The following is a 17,333-nucleotide window of genomic DNA, read 5'->3' on the forward strand; positions in this document are numbered from 1 at the left end:
CCATTCATCACCTTTGCGTATGGAAAAGTTTACTGCTAACTTTCGCCAATGCTTCAGCTTTCAGTCATCATTGTCAATTACAATGTCCGGTTCTTCCTGGAACAGGCATTATTATCTGTGAAGAAGGCAGTGCGGCATTTATCAGCAGAAATTATTGTCGTGGATAATAATTCGGTAGATGGTACCGGCGATATGATGCGGGAAAAATTTCCGGATGTGATATACCTGGAAAATAAAGAGAACATAGGCTTTGCAAAAGCCAACAATCAGGGCATCGGCATCGCCAAAGGCAAGTATGTTTTATTGCTCAATCCTGATACAATTGTAGAGGAAGACACTTTTGAAAAATGTATTCAGTTCATGGAAGCGCATCCTGATGCGGGTGCACTCGGCGTGAAGATGCTCGATGGTAAAGGAAATTTTCTGCCGGAATCGAAGCGCGGATTTCCCACTCCTTCCGTAGGATTTTATAAAGCGTTCGGTTTATCCAGGCTTTTTCCTAAATCAAAAACTTTCGGCAGCTACCACCTCGGTTATCTTTCAGAAAATGAAACACATGAAGTGGATGTGCTGGCAGGCGCTTTCATGTTCATCCGGAAAACCGCATTGGATAAAGCCGGCTGGCTCGATGAAGCCTTCTTCATGTATGGTGAAGACATTGATCTTTCTTACCGCATTGTGAAAGCCGGTTACAAAAATTACTACTTCGCCGACACGCGCATCATTCACTATAAGGGCGAAAGCACCCGGAAAGGCACGATGAATTATGTGCGCATGTTTTACCAGGCTATGATCATTTTTGCGCAGAAGCATTTCAGCAGCAGCGGTGCCGGCATTTACATACTCATGCTGAAAGCGGCAATTTATCTGCGCGCCCTGCTGTCTGTCATTTATTCCGTCATGCATCGCTGGAGTTTACCCGTTGTGGATGCACTCACGATGTACGGTGGCATGTTACTGCTCAAGAATTACTGGCAATACAATGTAAAGGTGGCCGAAGGTCTTACCTACCCTGAAGAATATATCTACTTTATTATTCCCGGTTACATTTTGATCTGGCTGCTCTCCGTTTTTTTCAGCGGCGGCTATGAAAAAAATGCCAGGCCGGCCCGCATTATACGTGGCCTTTTTTTCGGAACAGTGGTGATTGCAGCCATTTATGGTTTCCTGCCCGACACCATGCGCTTTTCCCGCGCCATGATCATACTCGGATTTATTTTCGGCCTGTTTTCCATGATCGGTATCCGGCTGCTCCTTCATTTTGCCAGGTATAAAAATTTGAGGCTGGATGAGACCATGGAAAAGAAGCTGGTCATCGTCGGCAACAGAGAAGAATCATCACGCGTGGAGATGCTCCTTAACCAGGCCAAAGTAAAAAACGATTATATCGGTTACGTTTCCACGAGGAAGGAAACCCAATACAGTGCCCATCACCTGGGTGAAGTGGATCAACTGTCGGAAATCGCCCGCATCTATAAAATTGATGAAGTGATCTTTTGTTCCAAAGATATTTCTGCGCAAAGGATTATTGAATGGATGAGCAGGCTGGGAACCGACCTGGAATACAAAATTGTTCCGGAAGATTCACTCAGCATCATTGGCAGCAATTCGAAAGATGCACCGGGCGAATTATATACCATTGAAATCAAACTCGCTATAGCAACGTCGTTTAACAAAAGAAGCAAGCGGCTGTTTGACCTGGCTGCCGCACTCTTCCTGCTGCTGACCTTGCCGGTGAATATTCTTATTGTAAGCAACCCTGCCGGATTGGCGGCCAATATTTTCAGGGTTTTTGCCGGAAGAAAAAGCTGGGTTGGCTATGCCGGTGGCATAGAGCAGCAATACCAGCTTCCGCCCTTGCGCGAAGCGGTACTCACACCGCTGGATGAATTGAAAAATCTGCAGCTGAATGATGCCGCCATTTCCCGTATTAACCTTTTGTATGCAAAGGATTATTCCACATCGCATGATGCCGAGTTGTTTATTAAATGCTACCGTTCGCTGGGTTCGGTGAGTGCGCCGGCAGCAGCACAGGATACTTCGCATTAATACTGTATGAAAATCGTGATAGAGCACAGCGTTTAGCTGCAGGCAGCAGCCAGGCCGCCGGTGCAATGTTTTATGAATATTTTTACGCGGCACAAAATTTTAATCATGCAACAAAATGACTTTTTGCAAAGGGAAGAGACACTCGATCCGGATGACTGGACGGCTGACCGGCAACTGGGCGGAGAGATGGTTGCTGACATGATGCAGTTTCTGCAAAATGTACGCAGCCGCGCCGCCTGGCAACCACCATCACCACAGGCAAAAGCACACTTCAAAGCTGAAGTGCCATTAGAAGGCATGGCACTTGAAAAAGTATACGCCGAATTCAAAAAATATATTCTTCCTTATCCTACGGGCAATATTCATCCGCGCTTTTGGGGTTGGGTGATGGGCAATGGTTCGTCGTCGGCTATGCTGGCCGATATGCTGGCCTCAGCCATTAACCTCAACCAGGGCGGCGGTAATCAGATAGGCGGCTGGGTGGAAGCACAGGTGATCAACTGGTTCAAAAAACTTTTCAGTTTTCCGGACGAAGCCAGCGGGCTGGTAGTCAGTGGCGGTTCCATGGCCAACCTGATCGGCCTCACTGTGGCACGGTATGCGAAAGCCGGTTATGATTTGAGGAAGGAAGGCGTCTATGGCGCGAAGAAAAGAATGATGGTGTATGCATCCTCAGAGGTGCACAACTGTTCAAACAAGGCGGTTGAATTGCTGGGATTGGGAAGCGATTCGCTGCGGCTGATAGCGGTGAATGATCAGTATCAAATGGATCTTACTGCACTTGCCTTGCAAATCAGCAAAGACCGCGAAGAAGGAAGGCAACCGTTCTGCATTGTTGGGAATGCTGTAACCGTGAACACAGGAGCAGTAGATGATTTGCAGGCGATTGCGGATCTCTGCGAAAAGGAAAATTTATGGTTTCATGTGGATGGTGCCATTGGCGCCATGCTTGCATTGTCTGAAAAATACAGGCACCTGATCAAAGGCATGGAGCGTGCCGATTCCATTGCCTTTGACCTGCACAAATGGATGTATATTCCTTATGAAGCCGGCTGCACCCTGGTGAGAAAGGGGTTGCAGCACTACCAGGCATTTTCCATGCATGCCGATTATCTTGCACATGAAGACAGGGGCGTGGCGGCCGGTGATATCTGGTTCAGCGACTATGGTGTAGAACTGTCGCGCGGATTCAAAGCACTGAAGATCTGGATGAGCATGAAAGAACATGGTGTGAAGAAACTGGGCCGGCTCGTGGCACAAAATGTGGAACAGGTGCAATACCTTAAATCATTAATAGCCGATAACAGTAAACTGGAACTGCTGGCACCGGCGCCCGTGAATATTCTCTGTTTCCGGTATGTGGTGCCATCACTTGGCCCGGAGCAGCTCAATAAACTTAATAAGGAACTGTTGCTGCGGATGCATGAAAGCGGCGTGGCAGTTCCTTCTTACACCGTTTTACAGGGAAGATATGCATTGCGTGTAGCCAATACCAACCACCGGACAAGAAGAGCGGATTTCGATCTGCTGATCAGTAAAGTGATTGAACTCGGTGATGCGCTGGCAGATGAATACAGCAAGCCACTGCAATAACCGGTTGAAGGAAAAGAGATGCCGCTGCAGCATGTGCGGAGTAACTCACGGATCATACCATGAAAAAGAAAATCACCATTGCGGGTTGCGGCGTTATCGGACTCAGCACCGGACTTCGCCTGCTGGAAGAAGGATATGAAGTGGCGCTGGTTACACGCGATTTTCCAAAACATACAACGTCCAATAAGGCGGCGGCCTTCTGGTTTCCATATCATGTGCGCGACAGTGCCAAAATCCTTGACTGGAGCATGCTGTCCTATCAAAAATTTGAAGCGCTTGCATCCATTGCCGGCAGCGGCGTTCACCTGGTGCCCGTGATCAAGCTCGGCAACGAGATCAATGAAATTGAGCAACGTATCAGGGCTACATTGCGAGCCGAAAGATTTCGCCCATTGCGCAAGGATGAATTAATGGGTGGATTCGACAGCGGATGGCATATCATGGTACCGCTGATTGAAACACCAGTTTATCTTCCGTATTTATTCAATGCATTTGTTGCTGCCGGCGGGAAGATAACCGTACAAACCATTCAATCGCTCGATGAGTTGTTATCGGATACAACGATCGTGGTTAATTGTACCGGACTTGCGGCACGCGAACTTGCGGATGACAAAGAAGTAATTCCTGTACGCGGACAAATTGTTTTGCTGAAAGCTGAAAACAGGCACCGCATTGTGCTGGAAGACCTTGCTCCCACATACATCGTGTACCGCACCGATGGCTGTGTTTGCGGCGGCACCTATGAGATGCAGTGCGAAGAAATGCTGACCGAACCTGATACACTGCAAAAAATCCGGCAAAGGTGCGTTGATCTCGATCCTTCCTTAAAAGATGCTGCGGTAATTGACAGCTGGGCCGGGCTGCGACCCTACCGCGCAGACATCAGGGTGGAACAGGAAACAGGGAAAGCGCTCATTCATAATTACGGACACGGCGGTTCGGGGTTTACCGTTTCCTGGGGTTGCGCTGAAGAGGTGGTGGGTTTGATAGAAAGAATGCAGCAATAACTAAAGCATCATTGTTCAAATGCCTTATCAATAATTTCCAGTTGTTCCTTCGCATGCAGTTTTGAAAATCCGGTGGCAGGTGAAGCGCTTGCCTTACGGGTGATGTTAAACAGTTCACCGTTTTTCCAGTTCATTTTCAGAAAAGCATAAGCGCCCATGTTGTTTGGTTCTTCCTGTACCCAGATGAACCGCGCAGCTTTATAACGGGCAGCAACGGCATCCAGTTGTTTTTGCGGGAAAGGCGCCAGCTGTTCAATACGTACAATGGCAAGATCTTCCCGGTTTTCTTTTTCCTGCCTTTCCAGCAAGTCGTAATAAATTTTGCCCGAGCAAAGTAAAACACGGCGCACTTTAGCGGCATCATGAACGGATGCATCGTCAATTACCTCGCGAAATCCGCCTTGCGTCATTTCCTCCACGGCACTCACACATTTCGGATGACGCAACAGGCTTTTCGGACTCATTACAATCAGTGGCTTGCGGAATGGCCGAACCAATTGTCTTCTTAATGCATGAAAGAAGTTGGCCGGCGATGTGATATTGACCACCGACATGTTGTATTCGGCTGATTGCTGTAAAAATCTTTCCAGCCGAGCACTCGAATGTTCAGGGCCTTGTCCTTCATACCCGTGCGGCAACAGCAAAGTGAGCCCGCTCATGCGCTGCCATTTGCTTTCTGATGCAATGATAAACTGATCGATGATGGTTTGTGCGCCATTGCTGAAATCGCCGAACTGTGCTTCCCAGATGGTAAGCGTCTGCGGATTGGCTAATGCATAACCGAATTCAAAACCCAGCACGGCAAATTCAGAAAGCAGGGAATTATAAATCATGAATTTTCCCTGCTTGTCGGTCAAGGCACTCAGCCTGTTGTGTCCTTTGTTGTTTGACTCATCATAAATAACAGCATGCCGGTGAGAAAACGTGCCCCTGATGGCATCCTGCCCGCTCAGCCGCACATCATGTCCTTCCATCAGCAGGGAACCGTAGGCCATCAGCTCACTCCATGCCCAGTCCACCTTTTTTTCCTTCTCAAAAAAATCTTTGCCACGCTGAAGGATCTGTTCAATTTTTTTTAACGGGGTAAAACCTTCCGGAATAGCGGTGATGCGCTGTGCAATATGCGACAGCGTTTCCATCGGCACGGAAGTTTCCGGCGATGCATCAAAGTCTCCGGGGTTCGATTTGCGTAATTTCTTCCAGGCCAGCTCAGGTTCCTGGTAAGTATATGGCAACGGATTTTGTTTAACGAAATCGAGCCGGTCCTGCAGTTGTTTCCAGAAACTCTTATCCATTTCCTTTGCCAGCTCCGCGTCAATATCACCACGCTCCATCAGGATTCGTGTATACACCTCCCGCGGATTCGGATGTTTGGAGATGGCATCATACAACCTTGGTTGTGTGAACTTCGGATCATCACCTTCATTGTGTCCGTAACGGCGGTAACAAACCATATCAACAAACACATCCTTGTTGAAGCGTTGCCGGTATTCCACGGCAAGTTCCACGGCAAAAACCACTGCCTCGGGATCATCACCGTTCACGTGCATGACCGGTGCCAGCACCGTGGCAGCATAGCTTGTGCAGTAGTTGGAGGTGCGTGCATCATCAAAATCAGTGGTGAAGCCGATCTGGTTATTGATGACAAAATGAAGAGATCCGCCCGTAGCATAACCATTGAGCTGCGACATCTGCAGGCATTCATATACCACGCCTTGTCCTGCCACGGCCGCGTCGCCGTGAATGATGACAGGCATGATAAAATCATACTCACCGCCATATAGCGTATCGGCTTTTGCCCTTGTAAAACCGCTGACCACAGGGTTCACGGCTTCGAGGTGTGAAGGATTGGGAGAAAGCTTTAAATAAATTTTACCGGAAGCGGCAGTCTCCAGCTCCGATGAATAACCGAGGTGATATTTTACATCACCGTCCCCCATCGTGGTATCCGGATTTACATTGCCTTCAAACTCATTAAAGATATTTTCATACGTTTTGCCCATGATGTTGGCCAGCACATTCAGCCTTCCGCGGTGCGCCATACCCATGGTGATTTCCTTCACACCGGATACAGCGGCTTTATTGATGATAGCATCGAGCGCGGCAATGGTGGTTTCGCCGCCTTCCAGCGAAAAACGTTTCTGCCCGATGTATTTCGTACCTAGGAATTTTTCAAACACCACGGCATCATTCAGCTTCGAGAGGATTCTTTTTTTCTGATCGAGTGAAAACTCCATATTGGCATAACCCTGCTCAAACCGTTCTTGCAGCCATGCTAACTCCCCGGGTTCTACGATGTAAGTGTATTCGATGCCAATGGAACGGCAGTAGATTTTCTGTAACCGGTCAAGTATTTGCTGTAGCGTGGCCTTTCCCAGCCCGAGAACGGTGCCTGCAAAAAATTCCTTTTGCAGGTCTGCATCCGATAGTCCGAAAAATGACAGGTCGAGATTCGCATGGCGATCTTTTCGTTTGCGGATCGGATTGGTATTGCTGAGCAGGTGTGCTTTTTCCCGGTAGGCGCAGATCAGCTGGTAAACGCCTGCTTCACGGGCAAGATCAGTCTGCGTTGTTGTGGAGTGCGCTGCAATGGCGGAATGATCTTCCTTTGAAGGGGCAGCAACAGGTGCAAGCGTTGTTTTTTCCTCACCTGCTTCTGTAGTTACAACGGCAACATCGTTTCCGTTGGAAGACAGATTGCTTACCGCAAAATCAAATCCTTCAAAAAATTTTTTCCATTCGGATTCAATGGCGGCCGGATCATTTTTGAATTGCTGATAGAGAGATTCAATATAAGCGGGATCAGCGTTGGATATGTAAGAGAAGGTATTCATGGTTTTCATCAGTCGGTGAAGTTAATGTTTCGCCCAGGAAATACTTCAGTACAGCGTTTAAAGGGCGTGTATTTAAAATGGGTGGAAGGATACTGCGGCAGCCATCCTTGCTGCAGTTAAATGGCAAAAGACTAAGCGTGCTGAGCCGCCTTACCCTTCACGTAGTAACCGGTACCGTCATACACTCTTTTTCTGGGATGCTCACGGCAGGCATCGCTGCAGGTGCCTTCATATTTCCATCCGCATGCTTCGCACATGGCAAAATGATTGTTGCATTCCGGATTGGCACAGTTCACCATCCTGGCAGATAATGTGCCGCAGCGGAGACAATGGGAAATGATGTTTGGATTTACCTCATTCACGTCCACCGTGATCCGTTCATCAAACACATAGCATTTGCCGTCGAAATCTTTACCTCCTGTTTGTTTCCCGTATTCAATGATGCCTCCATGCAGATGATATACATCCCTGAAGCCGTTTTCCAGCAGGAATGCTGTTGCCTTTTCGCAACGTATTCCGCCGGTGCAGTAAGCGAGGATCTTTTTGTCTTTGAACTTTTCCAGTTCCGGTAAAAATTGCGGCAGGTCGCGGAAATGATTGATCGGCAATGCCACGGCATTTTTGAATCTGCCCACTTCCCATTCTATCTTGTTGCGCACATCCAGCACCACCGTGTCAGGATCATCTTTTGCCTGCTGAAAAACAGCGGGCTCAAGGTATTTGCCGGCATGCTCCCACACATTTACTTCCGGCCTGTTGAAGTTGACGATCTCCTTTTTATACCTGACAAATATTTTTGCCAGCGAGGGTGCATCTTCTTCATCGATCTTGAAAGCCATATCAGCAAAGCGCGGATCCTGATGCAGGTGATCCATGTATTGACGGCATTGCTCCACGGTGCCGGAAGCGGTTCCGTTCAGACCTTCATCGGCAACCAGAATTCTTCCCTTGATGTCGATGGATTTGCAGAATTGCAGGTGATCGTGTGCGAATTTTTCAGCGTCCTGTATGCGGACATACTTGTAGAAGAGCAGCGAGCTGTATGGTTTCATGGCAGTAAACCGGGTGTAAACCGGATTAATTGGTAATGAACTGCAAAAATAAACAATGTTGTACAGTCGCAAACCGGTGGACTGCAACATCTATGGCGCTGTGCCGCATGATGCCGCGCCGTAGTTGTTGTTTCAAAGGATAATGATGTTATGATTGATAATGATGTTACGGCCATTGAAGGTATTCATAACAAAAACCATTGATGCTGCCGATGAAGGCGGAGAATATTAACGGTAAGTTGAACATGACTGCATAGTTGCTGCACAGCAAATCGGAATAACTTCGCAAAGAGATGGATACCCTGACCATTGATACGCCGCATGAATTCAGTTATCAGCAGGCACTGCATTTTCTGAAAAGATCACCACAGGAAGTGTTGCATTTCATACAGCACGAACGGATAGAAAAGGTGATTTACATTGATGAAAAGCCGGTGCTGATGGCAGTAACCGCAAATGGAAAGCAACTGCAGGTGTCTGTATTGAATCAGCGGATTAGTGCTGCCATGAAGGAGGTGCTGATCCAATACATGGAAGACTGGTTTGATTTGAAAACCGACCTGCAGCCATTCTATGCCATGGCGATGAAAGACCGGCTGCTGCGTACATTGGTGATTAAATATGCCGGCTATCGCATTATTGGTATTCCTGATCTTTTCGAATCGTTGTGTTGGGCCATCATTGGTCAGCAGATCAATCTCTCCTTTGCCTATAAACTGAAACGGAGTTTTGTGATGGCTTTTGGAAGAAAATTTAGCCGGAAAGGTAATACATATTTTCATTTTCCATTGCCTGAAGCCATTGCCTCCCTTGATCCGGATGACTTGTTACAGCTGCAATTTTCCCGTCAGAAGGCGCAATATGTGATCAATGTTGCTGAAGCATTTGTTGCAGGTACCATTGCAAAAAACCGGCTTTCCATACTTTCCTTTCAAGCGGCAAAAGAAGCATTGATGTCGCTGAAAGGGATTGGTAACTGGACTGCCAACTACGCTCTTATGAAAACATTTCATTTTCCCAATGCCTTTCCATTGCAGGATGCAGGGCTTCATCAGGCTATTGCGAAACAGCTCAACCTGCAAAAGAAACCGACACTCCTGCAGATTGAAGAACAGTTTAAAAAGTACATGGGATGGGAAGCATACGCTACTTTATATTTGTGGAGAAGCCTGTCGGATGATTAGCGTTTTGCCCGCAGCCTCAGAGAAAGTGCAGGCACCGTAATGAGTGCAAGGCTGTACTGACATTGATTTTTAAGCAAGGCCAGTTTTTCTTCATCCATCATAAAATTCATTACCATGAATCTGAACCATGCAAAGGTGCTTATTACAGGAGGCAGTTCCGGCCTCGGATATGAAACCGCCCGGCAATTGATTGCAAAAGGTGCCAGGGTGATCATCAACGGCAGAAACAAATCCAGTCTTGATGCTGCGGCGAAGGCACTCGGTGCGGATGCCGTTGCCGGCGATGTAAGCAGGGAAGAAGATGTGTTGCGGATGATTGAAACCACCATCAAGACTTTCGGCGGTTTCAATGTGCTCATCAACAATGCAGCGTTCGGCCATTTTGAATTACTGGTGAATATGGATACGGAGAAGATGCGCAGACTCTACGAGACCAATGTGCTCGGTGCCATGATGGTGGCACGTGAATCAGCCCGCCATTTCATTGAAAATCAATACGGGCATATTATCAATATTTCTTCCACGGCAGGAAGGACAGGGTTTTCCGGCGGTACCGCTTATGCAGCTACAAAATTTGCAGTAAGCGCGATGACGGAGTGCTGGCGGGCGGAGCTTCGTCAACACAACATCAGGGTTATGCAGGTGAATCCAAGTGAGGTGCAAACGAACTTCGGCCCGAATGCCGGCCGTCCGCCGAAGCAGTTTAATGCCACTAAGCTCCAGTCGCCGGATATCGCACACACCATCGTCAGCATGCTGGAAATGGATGATCGGGCATTCATCACAGAGGCAACCGTTTGGGCCACGAATCCGAAAGACCGATGTATGCCGGTACAGGGTTTGCCGGCTGATTAACGCCGGATAATTTTTATTAGAAATTCCGCTTAATTTATTTTCTTGATAGTAAATACAGGATCATGAACCGCATTGTTTTGAAATACCTTATCATGGCCATCGGTTTCGCCGTTGTATGGATACTCATTGAACATGTGCTTGGCTTTAATACCGCGCGCCATGAAATTGGCCAGTACACGCGCAATGCCACCATGATTTTTTTCTGGGTCACCATCTTTCTCGCGCTGCGCGAAACGAAAAAAAATCAGGGGCATCAGCTCAGCTTTATGCATGGTTTCATGTTAGGAGCAATGTATTCCATACTGTTCAGCCTCGCGTTTGTCATCGTCATATTGCTGTATGTGAAATTGATCAACCCTGCTTTTTATGCTACCTACCGGGAATTTACACTGAATCAGCTGATCGCTTCTCATGCCACGCCCAAAGCAATCAAAGAAGCCATGCATGAAGTGGATATGTCTTATAATGGCTCAATGCAATCCTATGTATTGCTCTTTTTGTTTTCCACGCTCTTCGGTGTGTTCATCTCACTGATAGCTGCATTCGTCTATCGCACAAAATCAAATGCATGAAAATTCAAATGGCTACCGCTGAGCACCTGGAAGAGCTGGCGCTTCTATTTGACGCATACAGGATGTTTTACAGAAAGCAGCCTGATATAGCGGGTGCACGGCAGTTCCTGCAGGAACGCATGGCAAAGGGAGAATCTGTCATCTTCATTGCCACCGATGCACATGGCACTGTTGCGGGCTTCACCCAACTCTATCCGTTATTTTCTTCCACGCACATGAAACGCTGGTGGCTGCTCAATGATTTGTTTGTGCATCCGGATTTCCGCGGCAAGGGAGTTTCCAAATTGCTCATCGGGCGGTGCAAAGCACTGGCCATAGAAACGCATGCTGCCGGCCTTTCACTGGAAACAGAGATCACCAATCATATCGGCAACCGGCTGTATCCTGATGTTGGGTTTGAACTGGACCGTGAGCACAACTATTACTACTGGGAAAATACATTGCAATAAACATGTTCTTGCCGGTTTACGTATATGACTGCTGCATAGCACCGGGCAAACATGGCATGCAATTCAATCATATCAGATGCTATCGCAAAACAGGCAATCAAGGCTGTCATGCAGGATGTATTTCGGCAACTGTCAGTGAATTGGATAGATCCTGATCATGATCAATCAGGACAGGATGACTCCAGGTATTTTGCAACAGCTTCCGGTATTAGCCCGCAATATCTCACAGCATCTGCAGGTCAACGAGGTGTTTGTAAACCCCGTCTTTTGCCAAAAGCTCCTTGTGTGTGCCGCGTTCTTCAAGCCTGCCTTTGCGCAACACAAATATTTCATCAGCATTTTGTATGGTGGAAAGGCGATGTGCGATCACGATGCTGGTGCGGTTTTCCATCAGCTTGTACAGGGCAGTCTGCACGAGCCGTTCAGATTCCGTGTCGAGCGATGAAGTCGCTTCATCAAGAATCAATATGGGCGGATTTTTAAGCACCGCCCGTGCAATCGTCAGCCTTTGCTTTTCGCCGCCGCTTAATTTGCCGCCACGATCGCCGATGATGGTCTGGTATCCATTTTCAAGGCGTGAAATAAAATCATGTGCATTCGCAACTTTTGCGGCATTGATCACGGCCGCTTCGGTTACGTTTTCCATGCCGAAGGCAAGATTGTTATGCACCGTATCATTGAACAGCACCGGTTCCTGCGATACCATACCGATCAACCCGCGCAGATCCTTGATCCTGTAATTCCTGATGTCGGTGCCGTCGATCAGGATAGCTCCGTCGGTAGGATCATAGAATCGCGGCAATAAATCAGCGAACGTTGTTTTTCCTGAACCCGAAGGCCCCACGAGGGCAATCACTTTTCCTTTTGGAATAACAACGCTGATGTTGTTCAGTGCATATCGTTTGTCCTCGTACCCAAAAGAAACACTCCTGAATTCAATTTGTCCGTTGAACGATTGAATAGCTATTGCATCAGGCCTTTCTTTTATCATCACCGGTTCATCAATAATTTTCAGCACGCGCTCACCGGATGCCAGCCCGCGCTGTATGCTTGTGACTGCCGATGAAATATTTTTTGCCGGTGGCAGAATCTGTGAATACAAAGCGATGAATGCAATAAACTCGCTGGCCGACAGCCCCGACTGCTGCGATAAAACCATTGTGCCGCCATAGATCATGATGCCCACCACTACGGCAATGGAGAATGTTTCGGTAACCGGTGCAGCCAGCTCACGCGTGTTTAGGATCGCTTTGGTAGACTGCCGGAAACGGTTGTTTTCTCTGGTGAATTTGGCGCGCAGCATGGGTTCGGCATTGAAGGCGCGGATGATTTTACTGCCGCTGATCGTTTCTTCAGAGATCGCCATGATGGCACCAAGGAGGCTCTGGCTGTTGATGGATTCTTTTTTCAGCCGGCGTGAAATCACACTGATGATTATGCCCGATATGGGAAGAAAAACCAAGGTGAACAGGGTGAGCTTCGCCGATATCACAAATAACAGCGTGAAGTAGGCGATGATGGTAGCCGGATCACGGAAGAAGACCTGTATGGAAGTGACCACAGAGCTTTCGATTTCCTGTACATCATTCGAGATGACGGACAGCAAGTCACCTTTCTTCTGCCGCTGAAAATAACCGGCCTGTATGTCGAGGAACTGATTGTGCAGGGCGGAACGGATGTTGCGGATCAGGTTAGTGCGCATACGTGCAAGGACGCGCAGCGACCAGTAACGGAACACATTGGCCAGCGTAATGCTGCACATGATCACCATGCACACATACCATAAAGCGCCAACTTTTCCGCGTTCTGCAAGAATATGCTGAAAGAAATAGTTGAACGTATTGATGAAATACGCAGCGGAAAAGGTGAATTCGGGTTTCACCGCATCCTGCTGCAACTGCACCGTGCCGAATAAAACGTTCAGCAAAGGTACAATCAGCGAAAAATTCAGTGCCCCGAAAATAACGCTGAGAAAAGCGAGCACAACATATTCAGGCATGTAGCCCGAATACGGCCTGGAAAAGGTCAGCAGCCGGAGATAAGTTTTCAAATGGTTGGTTGGTGGCGCATATTGCCTGACTGGTGGAAAGGGTTTGGCGCCGGGGTTTTAATGTGATAAAACAGTACAACTGCGATTTAATCAATCAAAGATCATCGTGTTCACGGATATTTCAAACTTTGCGGCATCGAATTGTGCACTTCGGCAGCATAATCTGCTCAGCGATGTTTCGCTTGATCATACCGGCATACGATTATCCGTCAAAAATATTTTTAGCGGTTGCACTTTATTCCCATAAATTCGTTCCCATGGATGACTGTTGTTAATCCTGCAAAACAGTTTCACAGCCGGCAATATCCCTGACGGCCCGTGGCAAAGCAGGGTATTTTGCCTTATTTAATATTCATTTTCATGCTGACTTCATATGGAAACCATTAAACAGAAGAAGATTGCCAAACTGATCAAAGAAGTGTTGAGTGAAATCTTTCAGCGCGACGGCCTGTCGATGACGCACGGTGGAATGATCACCATATCGCATGTTACCGTTTCAGGCGATCTGGTAGCTGCAAAGGTGTACCTCAGTTTTTTCCAGGTGAAAGACCAGGAAGCAGTGCTAGCATCGCTGACAGAGCAAGAAAGGGAAATGCGTCATAAGCTGGGTAATGCCATCAGGAACCAGGTGCGCAGAATTCCGGAACTGCACTTTTTGGTTGATGATTCATTAACCGAGGTATTCAGGATGGAAGAGATCTTTAAAAAAATTAAGGAAGAAGAAAAGAAGAACGCTGGTTCATGATACAGGATATCTTCCCGCGGAAGGCCTGCAATGTCTCCGCTTCTGTCCGTAAATTCCGCAATCACAAAATATTTTTGTTTGAATCTTCCGCTGTCATTCGCTTACCGTTACCTGTTCAGCAAGAAGTCCAGTAATGCCGTCAACATCATTTCCTGGGTTTCTGTACTGGGCATGCTGGTTGGTTCATTAGGGTTGATACTGGTGCTTTCAGTCTTCAACGGATTTGAAGGACTCGTGATATCACTTTACAATTCCTTCAATCCCGACTTCACCATCACTGCCAGGGAAGGCAAATCCTTTACACCTGATTCAATGCAGCTCTTACAGCTAAAAAAGCTGGAAGGTGTCAGAGCGCTCACGCAGGTGGTGGAAGAAAATGCCTTGCTTACTTATGCCGACCGGCAATATATTGCAACGGTAAAAGGAGTGGAGCCCGGTTACGGATCAATCAGCGGAATAGATGGTTCCATGTATTATGGTGATTTTAAAATTAAAAACGGTGAGGAAGATCTTGCGATAGTGGGATTGGGAATAGAACAGGCGTTAGGTATCAACTACGATAATCCGTTTGGATTTTTAACGGTGTACATTCCGCGAAAAGACAAAACAACAGCCATCAATCCGGAAGATGCATTCAACCGTGCAGCCATCAAACCTGTCGGCAGTTTTGCCATACAGTCGGAGTTCGACAGCAAATATGTTTTTGTGCCGATCAGCTTTGCAAGATGGCTGACCGAATATGATAAGCAGGTGTCATACCTGGAAGTCGCCACCAACCGAGGCAGCGATGAAGTGCGGCTGCAGCAACAGATTGAGCAGCTGATGGGACCGGCATTCGAGGTAAGAAACCGGTTGCAGCAGAATGCAGTACTCTACAAAGTAATGCGCACGGAAAAATGGGCGGTGTATGCTATTCTCACCTTCATCATGATCATTGCGGCCTTTAATATCGTGGGTTCGCTCAGCATGCTGGTGATTGAAAAAAAGAAAGACATCGCCATCCTGAAAGCGATGGGTGCAGATGAAGGCCTTATCAGGAAGATTTTTTTATTCGAAGGATCACTGCTGTCGTTAGCCGGCTGCGGCGCCGGTTTTTTGCTGGCACTCATTATCATCATTGTACAGCAGCAGTTTCAGCTATTGAAAATAGGAGGAGGCTCCTTTGTCATCGATGCCTATCCGGTAGAGATGAAGCCGTTGGATTTTTTACTTGTCTTCGTAACCGTCCTCTCTATCGGATTGCTGGCATCATGGTTCCCTTCCTGGCGCGCTGCAAAAAATGAATACAGGCTGATGGAAGAATAGTACTGACCGGCTGTCTGCGGACAATGATGAACCTGCAAGCTACTATAGGAAATGCATCAATAACCCATCCATTTACCCATTGCTTTTAAGTTTCAGTATCAGGTAAAAATGTATTGTGGCAATTGCCAGTCACAATAATCGAATGGCATTTTCAAACCAAACCTTAATGATCAGTGGAGATTTTCATTTTCTCGTATTAAGGCTGCCTGATCTTATCGATGATTGTTGTGATTCCGGATGAAGGCCTCAAACGTTTGCCTTCATGCTGCTTATCACACACTTCTTAACTAATCTGCTATTTTTGCCTGATGGATGTTGTACGACTGCACGATCTGAAGTTCCGCACTTATATTGCTGCTGAAACCATTCGCAAGAGAGTCAGTGAGCTGGGCGCCGAAATGAACCACGACCTGCGCCATGAGAAGCCGCTTTTCATTGGTATTCTCAATGGTGTTTTCATGTTTGCCGGCGAACTGATACAGCAACTGCAGATCGAGTGTGAAATTACTTTCGTGAAACTTGCTTCCTATCAGGGTACATCATCCTCCGGCGAAGTGAAAACACTTATTGGACTGAACACCGGCGTGAAAGGCCGGAATGTGGTGGTGCTGGAAGACATCGTGGATACCGGCAGAACGGTAAGCGAGTTTCTGAAATATCTTCATACACTCGAACCTGAAAGTGTGCGTGTGGCGGCTTTGTTGTTTAAACCGGATGCCCTGGAGTCTGATATGGAAATTGATTATATCGGCTTCAAAGTGCCTAATGAATTTCTGGTTGGCTTTGGACTGGATTATGACGGGCTGGGCAGAAACCTGAAAGATATTTATGTGAAGGTATGACGGAAAGAATGCTATGCTTTACAAGTTGTTTCAGGAGCTATTCGTAGTGCATGTTTCAACCGGTTATCAGCTTTTCCTGCAGCAGGTCCTGTAACAAAACAACTAACCGGCCATTCCATCAATCGATATTCACAACAACCTTCTATCAACAGCAAAAAATAAATTTTACAGACCCATGTTAAACATCATCCTCTTCGGACCACCGGGCAGCGGCAAAGGAACACAAGCTGTGAAGCTGAAAGAAAAATATGGCCTCGCACATATTTCTACCGGCGATATTTTCAGGGCAGTAATCACCACGCCTTCGGCACTGGGAACCGAATTGAAGTCATACATGGATCACGGGCAACTGGTTCCTGATGAACTTACTTTTCGCGTGCTCGCCGATTACATTGATGGCAAACAACTCATGAAAAGTGAGGGTATCATTTTCGATGGGTTTCCGAGAACCATTCCGCAGGCTGCCGCGCTCGATCGGTTTTTCCTGGACCGGAATGCAGACATCACCATCGTTTTATCGCTGCTGGTACAGGAAGAAGAGGTGGTGCAGCGGCTGTTGCTGCGCGGACAAACGTCAGGCCGCACAGACGATAACAATGAAGTGGTGATCCGTAAGCGCATGCAGGTTTATCGAGATCAGACACTGCCATTGGCTGCTTACTACAGCGATCAGCATAAATTTATTGAACTGAAGGGTGAAGGTTCCGTGGAGGAAGTGTTTGAATTGCTTTGCATGGAAGTGGACCGCCTGCGCACAGGCAAGCCTTAACCACCTGTCATTGCTTACCTTCATTTT

Annotated in this window: 14 protein-coding genes; 11 read left to right on the top strand and 3 right to left on the bottom strand. The window is 47.3% G+C overall.

Annotation, left to right across the window (positions count from 1 at the left end; translation table 11 throughout):
• The first annotated feature begins 48 nt into the window (after positions 1-48).
• The 3 genes from K1X61_11960 (at position 49) to K1X61_11970 (ending at position 4,649) form a co-directional block, all read left to right on the top strand.
• Entirely contained in the window at positions 49-2,049 is a 2,001-nt protein-coding gene (locus K1X61_11960; protein MBX7109354.1) for a glycosyltransferase, read from the top strand.
• Between the two features lie 105 nt (positions 2,050-2,154).
• Positions 2,155-3,642: an amino acid decarboxylase gene (locus K1X61_11965; GenBank protein MBX7109355.1), complete on the top strand. Its 1,488-nt coding sequence runs from the start codon at positions 2,155-2,157 to the stop codon at positions 3,640-3,642.
• Between the two features lie 59 nt (positions 3,643-3,701).
• The gene (locus tag K1X61_11970; GenBank protein ID MBX7109356.1) at positions 3,702-4,649 is read left to right on the top strand and encodes an FAD-binding oxidoreductase; all 948 of its coding nucleotides are present in this window, start codon (positions 3,702-3,704) and stop codon (positions 4,647-4,649) included.
• An 8-nt stretch (positions 4,650-4,657) separates the two neighbouring features.
• Here the strand turns inward: K1X61_11970 and K1X61_11975 are convergent, their stop codons facing one another.
• Positions 4,658-7,483, bottom strand: coding sequence for a 2-oxoglutarate dehydrogenase E1 component (locus K1X61_11975; GenBank protein ID MBX7109357.1), 2,826 nt, complete (start codon positions 7,481-7,483; stop codon positions 4,658-4,660).
• A 131-nt stretch (positions 7,484-7,614) separates the two neighbouring features.
• Positions 7,615-8,535: a rhodanese-related sulfurtransferase gene (locus K1X61_11980; GenBank protein MBX7109358.1), complete on the bottom strand. Its 921-nt coding sequence runs from the start codon at positions 8,533-8,535 to the stop codon at positions 7,615-7,617.
• A gap of 293 nt (positions 8,536-8,828) precedes the next feature.
• On the opposite strand from K1X61_11980, the gene K1X61_11985 reads away from it, so the two are divergent.
• The 4 genes from K1X61_11985 (at position 8,829) to K1X61_12000 (ending at position 11,595) form a co-directional block, all read left to right on the top strand.
• On the top strand, positions 8,829-9,719 hold the full coding sequence (locus tag K1X61_11985; protein ID MBX7109359.1) for a DNA-3-methyladenine glycosylase: 891 nt from the start codon (positions 8,829-8,831) through the stop codon (positions 9,717-9,719).
• A gap of 114 nt (positions 9,720-9,833) precedes the next feature.
• Positions 9,834-10,574: an SDR family oxidoreductase gene (locus K1X61_11990; protein ID MBX7109360.1), complete on the top strand. Its 741-nt coding sequence runs from the start codon at positions 9,834-9,836 to the stop codon at positions 10,572-10,574.
• A gap of 62 nt (positions 10,575-10,636) precedes the next feature.
• Positions 10,637-11,146, top strand: coding sequence for a DUF4199 domain-containing protein (locus K1X61_11995; protein ID MBX7109361.1), 510 nt, complete (start codon positions 10,637-10,639; stop codon positions 11,144-11,146).
• On the top strand, positions 11,143-11,595 hold the full coding sequence (locus K1X61_12000) for a GNAT family N-acetyltransferase (protein ID MBX7109362.1): 453 nt from the start codon (positions 11,143-11,145) through the stop codon (positions 11,593-11,595). The genes K1X61_11995 and K1X61_12000 overlap by 4 nt, the downstream gene beginning before the upstream one ends.
• 223 nt (positions 11,596-11,818) lie before the next feature.
• On the opposite strand, the gene K1X61_12005 is transcribed toward K1X61_12000, so the two are convergent.
• Positions 11,819-13,645 (bottom strand): ABC transporter ATP-binding protein/permease, encoded by a 1,827-nt coding sequence (locus K1X61_12005; GenBank protein MBX7109363.1) that lies wholly within the window; start codon positions 13,643-13,645, stop codon positions 11,819-11,821.
• Positions 13,646-14,018: 373 nt separating this feature from the next.
• Here K1X61_12005 and rbfA point away from each other — a divergent pair, with 373 nt between their 5' ends.
• From rbfA to K1X61_12025, 4 genes are all read left to right on the top strand, one after another.
• Complete coding sequence (gene rbfA / locus K1X61_12010) at positions 14,019-14,390, top strand: 30S ribosome-binding factor RbfA (GenBank protein ID MBX7109364.1); 372 nt, start codon at positions 14,019-14,021, stop codon at positions 14,388-14,390.
• 78 nt (positions 14,391-14,468) lie between these two features.
• The gene (locus tag K1X61_12015; GenBank protein ID MBX7109365.1) at positions 14,469-15,695 is read left to right on the top strand and encodes an FtsX-like permease family protein; all 1,227 of its coding nucleotides are present in this window, start codon (positions 14,469-14,471) and stop codon (positions 15,693-15,695) included.
• Positions 15,696-16,003: 308 nt separating this feature from the next.
• Positions 16,004-16,537, top strand: a complete 534-nt coding sequence (gene hpt, locus K1X61_12020; protein MBX7109366.1) for a hypoxanthine phosphoribosyltransferase — start codon at positions 16,004-16,006, stop codon at positions 16,535-16,537.
• Positions 16,538-16,712: 175 nt separating this feature from the next.
• Positions 16,713-17,306 carry an adenylate kinase gene (locus K1X61_12025; protein ID MBX7109367.1) on the top strand — a complete coding sequence of 198 codons (594 nt, stop codon included), beginning with the start codon at positions 16,713-16,715 and terminating at the stop codon, positions 17,304-17,306.
• The last annotated feature ends 27 nt before the right edge of the window (positions 17,307-17,333 follow it).

It is taken from the genome of Chitinophagales bacterium (assembly GCA_019694975.1).
GTDB lineage: Bacteria > Bacteroidota > Bacteroidia > Chitinophagales > UBA10324 > JACCZZ01.

What these genes read in the sequence shown, in the direction of transcription:
- K1X61_11960 (MBX7109354.1), top strand. Translation starts at nt 49, where the DNA reads ATGCTTCAGCTTTCAGTCATCATTGTCAATTACAATGTCCGGTTCTTC.
- K1X61_11965 (MBX7109355.1), top strand. Translation starts at nt 2,155, where the DNA reads ATGCAACAAAATGACTTTTTGCAAAGGGAAGAGACACTCGATCCGGAT.
- K1X61_11970 (MBX7109356.1), top strand. Translation starts at nt 3,702, where the DNA reads ATGAAAAAGAAAATCACCATTGCGGGTTGCGGCGTTATCGGACTCAGC.
- K1X61_11975 (MBX7109357.1), bottom strand. Translation starts at nt 7,483, where the DNA reads ATGAATACCTTCTCTTACATATCCAACGCTGATCCCGCTTATATTGAA.
- K1X61_11980 (MBX7109358.1), bottom strand. Translation starts at nt 8,535, where the DNA reads ATGAAACCATACAGCTCGCTGCTCTTCTACAAGTATGTCCGCATACAG.
- K1X61_11985 (MBX7109359.1), top strand. Translation starts at nt 8,829, where the DNA reads ATGGATACCCTGACCATTGATACGCCGCATGAATTCAGTTATCAGCAG.
- K1X61_11990 (MBX7109360.1), top strand. Translation starts at nt 9,834, where the DNA reads ATGAATCTGAACCATGCAAAGGTGCTTATTACAGGAGGCAGTTCCGGC.
- K1X61_11995 (MBX7109361.1), top strand. Translation starts at nt 10,637, where the DNA reads ATGAACCGCATTGTTTTGAAATACCTTATCATGGCCATCGGTTTCGCC.
- K1X61_12000 (MBX7109362.1), top strand. Translation starts at nt 11,143, where the DNA reads ATGAAAATTCAAATGGCTACCGCTGAGCACCTGGAAGAGCTGGCGCTT.
- rbfA (MBX7109364.1), top strand. Translation starts at nt 14,019, where the DNA reads ATGGAAACCATTAAACAGAAGAAGATTGCCAAACTGATCAAAGAAGTG.
- hpt (MBX7109366.1), top strand. Translation starts at nt 16,004, where the DNA reads ATGGATGTTGTACGACTGCACGATCTGAAGTTCCGCACTTATATTGCT.
- K1X61_12025 (MBX7109367.1), top strand. Translation starts at nt 16,713, where the DNA reads ATGTTAAACATCATCCTCTTCGGACCACCGGGCAGCGGCAAAGGAACA.